The sequence below is a fragment of the Streptomyces sp. NPDC048361 genome, from assembly GCF_040651795.1.
In the GTDB taxonomy this organism is placed as follows: Bacteria; Actinomycetota; Actinomycetes; order Streptomycetales; family Streptomycetaceae; genus Streptomyces.
Map to the genome: position 1 here is coordinate 1 of NZ_JBEZKW010000129.1, position 4458 is coordinate 4458.

3 protein-coding genes are annotated in these 4458 nt (G+C 72.7%); 1 reads left to right on the top strand and 2 read right to left on the bottom strand.

What is annotated here, in order from left to right:
* Window positions 1-308 (bottom strand): carboxyl transferase domain-containing protein (locus tag AB0D31_RS34570; protein ID WP_362730860.1); only part of this gene is annotated, 308 nt, incomplete at its 3' end.
* Window positions 309-565: 257 nt separating this feature from the next.
* A complete protein-coding gene (locus AB0D31_RS34575) occupies window positions 566-2956 on the bottom strand; it encodes a polysaccharide lyase 8 family protein (RefSeq protein WP_362730862.1) in 2391 nt (796 codons plus the stop codon).
* Between the two features lie 266 nt (window positions 2957-3222).
* On the opposite strand from AB0D31_RS34575, the gene AB0D31_RS34580 reads away from it, so the two are divergent.
* Window positions 3223-4266 carry a substrate-binding domain-containing protein gene (locus tag AB0D31_RS34580; protein ID WP_362730864.1) on the top strand — a complete coding sequence of 348 codons (1044 nt, stop codon included), beginning with the start codon at window positions 3223-3225 and terminating at the stop codon, window positions 4264-4266.
* Window positions 4267-4458: the final 192 nt, after the last annotated feature.

Here is a 4458-nt window from a genome sequence, read left to right on the forward strand (position 1 = left end):
GCGTAGACGAAGACCGTGCGGCCCTCCACCGTGCCCCAGCCGGTGACCACACCGTCGGTGTACGGCTTCTTCGCCTCCAGGCCGAACCCCACCGCACGGTGGCGGCGCAACTGCTCGACCTCGTGGAACGAGTCGGGGTCCAGGAGCAGGTCGATGCGCTCGCGGGCGGTCAGCTTGCCCTTCGCGTGCTGGGCCTCGGTCGCACGCTCACTCGGCCCGCGACGCGCCTCCTCGCGCAAGGCAAGAAGTTCTGCCACGCGTCCACGCGTATCGCTCGGCTCACCCTGGGTCTCGTCCACAACGGTCATGTATCGACCCTACGAAAGGGGTCAAGGATTTCCTCCGTCGACTCCGAACAGTCTCGGGACCCCTTTCCTAGTGGGGGCTGACAGTAGACCTGCACCGAGCAGCCGACTCGACAGCGCAGGGGCCCCAAGATTTGTTGAGTCCCAACAACGGCGTGAAGCCTGGTTGTCAGCGGCACGTCAGCCGGGCGTCAGCTCGCCGTCCGTCGCGCGTCAGCGTCCCGTCAGCTTCGCATCGGCCGAGTCCCGTCAGCTTCGCGTCAGCCGAGTACGACGTCGGCCCGGACCGTGCCGCAGGCGGTGTCCGGGGTGATGCGCAGCCGCAGCGACCGGCCGGTGGCGAGGACCTCGATCCTCGGATCGCGCGTGGTGACCGAGCGTACCGGCCGGTCCCAGGTGAGCTCGATCGCGGCCCCGGTGCGTTCGGGCGCGGCGAGCGACAGGGTTGCCGTGTTCCGTGCGGTACGGGCCAGGACGCTCGCCGGGCCGTCCACGCCCAGGCCGCCGACCGTACCGGCCGTCCAGAAGTTGGCGGCGAGCAGCCCGGGCCCCGGGACCGAAATGGCCTGCGCGGAGGCGGAGTTGGTGAGGACGCGTACCTTGTCGCGGTCGGCGGCGCGGACCGCCGTCTCCGACTGCCGGGCGCCGGGCAGCAGGACGTACGCGTACGAGGCGTCGACCGGGTCGGTGCCGTGGTCGAACCAGAGGGTGAGGTAGCGGCGGGTGACGGGGTCGGTGGCGCCGCCGGTGCTGATGGCCTTCCAGGTGCCGGTGCGTTCCTCACGCAGGGTCTGGAGGGGGGCGCCGCCGGGGAAGACGTATCCGGCCTGGCCCGCGATGTGCGCCCAGCGGGCGCCGGAGAAGGTGTCGTGGCGGCCCGGGGTGGCGGGCAGGCGGCGGCCGTCGACCGTGAGGGCGTTGGTGCCGGTGGCGCCGAGGTTGCGGTGGTCGACGACGGTTTCGACGGGCGTGCCGTCGCCGGCGACGATGCCGGCGCCGAGGCAGACGATCTCGTCGCCCGTGAAGAACCACGACTTGCGGGCGACGAGGCTGGAGGAGAGCCCCTTGAGGTGCTGGCCGACGGCGGCGTACGTCCCGTCGGTGGCGCCGCCCACCCAGGTCACGGCGGGCCGGGCCGCGCCCCACGCGCCGCCCTCACCGTCGGCGAGCGGCTTGCGCGAGAGCGTGGTGCCGGGCATGCGGTACGGGTCGGCGGTGGGCCAGAAGCCGTCGCTGTACTGGTCGCCCGCGAAGCCGTCGCCCCACCAGGCGAGCATGCCGGAACCGGTGTGCCAGCCGCGGAGGTTCTCGCCGTTGCCGTTCTCGTAGTACGCGATCCGGTTCGAGGACATGCTCAGGGACGCGGCGAAACGGGTGCCGCGGTGCACGGCGCGGTCCATCGCGGGGAAGAGGCGGGGCCCGGTGGGTGCGGGGGCGGCGGCGGGCGCCGCGTCCACGGCGGCGCTCAGGAGGGCGAGGTTGGCGACGGAGAGCCGCTGGTCGGCGAGGACGGGCGGGGTCGGGGCCCGGTCGGTCCAGCCCTTGATCAGGGAGCGCCAGCGGTCGCGTTCGGCGGGCGAGGCGCCGAGGGCCAGCATGGCGATGTGGGCCATGATCGTGCGGCCCATGAGCTGGTCGTCGGTGGCCTGGCGGGAGACGGCGCGGCCGTTGACGCAGTCCATCATCAGGCCGTCGTGGAGGAACGGCGCATAGCTGCGCTCGACGGAGTCGAGGATGATCTGCCGGTTCGGGTCGGTGACGGCCCAGCTCGATCCGGTGAGGAGCGCGAACAGCCGGGCGAGCCCGTCGATCTGGACCTCTCCGTACGAGCCGGTGTAGGCGATCCAGGTGTGCTGGACGAACGAGCCGTCGGCGTAGAGCCCGTCGCCGGCGGTGACGTACGGGAAGACGGGCGAGAGCGCGTCGCGGGCCAGGGCGATCTTCGCGGCGTTCCTGCCGAGCACGCCGCGGGTGGCGAGCACCCGGCAGAGGTCGGTGCGGTTGGCGCCGGTGGAGGTGCCGGTGTAGACGGCGACGGCGCTGTCCGGCACGAAGTGGTCGACGGCGGCGGTGTAGTGGCCGATCTGGGTGGAGTTGAGGGTGTCGTACGCGATGACGGCGGTGTCGAGGAGGAGCCGGGGGCTGCCGATCTGCCAGTCCCACCAGTTGCCGAAGGACTTGGTGTTCTCGTTGTAGATCCGGGTGTAGAGGTGATCGAGGCCCTTGCCGACGGCGGCGATCAGGGCGGCGTCGCCGGTGGATCCGGTGCCGGGCTGCGCCCAGGCCTGCGCCATCGTGTTGAGCCGGGTGTAGCTCGCGCTCATGTTGGCGGAGCCGGTGGCGGGGTTGGTGAGCGGCTGGTCGGGCCAGAGGGATCCGGTGGCCGGGGCCATGGTGGCGAGCGCGGTGCGCGCGGCGTCGCCGAGCGCGGCGAGCTTGGCGGCGTAGGGCTGGGCCGTCGCGTCGAAGCCGGTGCCGAGCGTGAGGTCGCGCCACCTGAGGCGCAGGGTGTCGAACTCATCGGCGTCCGGGGCGAGTTGGGAGGCGGCGGCCCGCGCGGCCGGCAGGGCCAGACCGAGCGTGACGGCGGCGGCGCCGGTGCCAGAGGCGGCGAGGAAGGTACGGCGTGAACTGCCCGAGGGAGATGGCATGGTGGCGGGACCTCCGAAGCGTGAGCGAACAAGGAGGGGCACGGGGTGGGCGCGGGGAACCCGGGTGGGCGCGGCGGCCCGGAGCGGACGCGGAGCGATTGAGCGGTTTCTCTCATGACATCGAAAGAACGCGCAATACTTCGCACATTCCTCAGGGAAATTGATCGTTCGCGCAGAATCGTGCACGAACGATCTAACGAGGGTTACGCTCCTGGTCAGCGGTTGACGGCGGTCGGCGGACGCCGACCGGGAGGGGCGGGGACCACGTGCATGCCGAGGACAGGCACCAGGCGATACTGCGGCGGCTCCGGGAGCGCGGCTCGCTGCGCGTAACCGATTTCGCCGAGGAGTTGAAGGTGTCGGCGGTCACCGTGCGCCGGGACGTGGAGGCGCTCGCCGAGCGCGGTCTGGTGGCCCGGGTGCACGGCGGGGCGCTCCTCCCGGAGACGGCGCCGCCCTCCCCCTCCGTGAGCGGCGCACCCCTGGTCTTCGGCCTCGTGGTCCCGGCGGCCGACTACTACTACCCCGAGGTCATCAAGGGGGCGCGGGAGGCGGCGGCCGCCCGGGGCATCCGGCTGGTGCTCGGCATCTCGCAGTACCGTCCCGAGGAAGAGCGGGCGCAGGTACGGCAGTTGCTCTCGCACGGCATCGACGGGCTGCTCATCGCCCCGTGCGGGCCACCCGGTCACCAGGACTGGCTGGCGGCGCTGGGAGTGCCCTTCACCCTGGTGGAGCGGCGCTCGGGGGACGATGTGCCGGGCGCGGAACGGGTGGTGACCGACCACGCCTACGGTGCGCGGCTCGCCGTACGCCACCTCGCCCGGACCGGGCGCGAACGGATCGGGCTGCTGCTGCGCGCGGACAGCCCGCACAGCGCGCTGGTCAAGGAGGGCTACCTCGGCGGGCTGGCCTCACTCGGCCTCCCTGCACCGGAGTCGCTCCGCTTCACGATCACGGCGCCGGAGGCCGACCCGATGCGGCGTGACGCCCAACTCGACGAGTTCACCGGGGCGGTGGGGGCCGGGCTGCTCGACGCGGTCCTGGTCCACAACGACCACGACGCGATCGTGCTGCTGCCGCGGCTGCGGGCACGGGGCCTGTCCGTGCCGGGCGACCTCGCGATCGTGGCGTACGACGACGAAGTCGCGGCGCTTGCGGACATCCCGCTGACGGCTGTCGCCCCGCCGAAGCGGGCGGTGGGGGTGGCTGCGGTGGACCTCCTCGCCCTCCGGGTGGGCGACCCCGGGCGGGCGCGGCACCACTTGTCGATTCTGCCGGACCTGAACGTCCGGGCGTCCAGCGTGCGCTAGCGAAGGCGCTAGCGAAGGCGGCCGGGGGCCACGTGGCCGGCCGCCCACGAAGTTCCCCGCACCCCTGGCGGGGCTGCCCTTGGCAGGACGCCCAGCACAGGCATCCTCAGCCTGTCCGGCGTTTGAGGACGAGCGCCTTTCGGGCGCGAACGGGGTCTGGGGCGGAGCCCCCGGAACCCCGCTCTCGGGTGC

Bases quoted from the DNA above. Each gene is read 5' to 3' on its own strand.
- AB0D31_RS34575 (WP_362730862.1), bottom strand. From the start codon at position 2,956: ATGCCATCTCCCTCGGGCAGTTCACGCCGTACCTTCCTCGCCGCCTCT.